At 74.6% G+C, this 575-nt stretch carries 1 protein-coding gene; it reads right to left on the bottom strand.

From position 1 onward, the window contains the following. Nucleotides 1-13: 13 nt before the first annotated feature. A partial coding sequence (locus HMPREF0591_RS30155; protein WP_007172695.1) for a crotonase/enoyl-CoA hydratase family protein occupies nucleotides 14-575 on the bottom strand: 562 nt, incomplete at its 5' end.

The raw sequence follows: 575 nt of genomic DNA, 5'->3' as shown, positions 1-575 counted from the left end.
CGCCGTAAGACACTCAGCCGGCCGGCGCGCCGTGCCGGCCGGCGCCGGCGGCGAAACGCCGCGCCCCCTCCATCGCTACGGCGGAAACCCGGTGCATGCTGGCGAATTCGAAGTCCAGCGCCTCGGCTTCCGGCAGCCCCCACTGATGCAGCGCGGAGAGCCGGTCGGATCGCATGCACTCCTGCGGCAGCGCGGCCAGTTGGGCGGCCAGCTCCTCGGCCGCCTGCCGTGCCCGGCCCTTGGGCACGACGCGGTTGGCCAACCCCATGGCCAGCGCCTCGTCGGCTTTGACGCCGCGGCCCGTGAGGATCATGTCCAGCGCGCGGCTCTGGCCGATCAGCCGCGGCAGCCGCACGGTGCCGCCGTCGATGAGCGGCACCCCCCAGCGCCGGCAGAACACCCCGAACACGGCGTCCTCCTCGGCCACCCGCAGGTCGCACCAGATGGCCAGCTCCAGCCCGCCCGCCACGGCGTAGCCGCTCACCGCGGCGATCACCGGTTTGGACAGCACCATGCGCGACGGGCCCATCGGGCCGGGGCCGGTACGGTGCACGGCGTTGGCGTCGGGGGTGTCG

Origin of the sequence: Mycobacterium parascrofulaceum ATCC BAA-614 (assembly GCF_000164135.1) — a bacterium.
Classification (GTDB): domain Bacteria; phylum Actinomycetota; class Actinomycetes; order Mycobacteriales; family Mycobacteriaceae; genus Mycobacterium; species Mycobacterium parascrofulaceum.
Note: the sequence above shows the minus strand (reverse complement) of the source record. Positions and strands in the feature narration are given on the sequence as shown.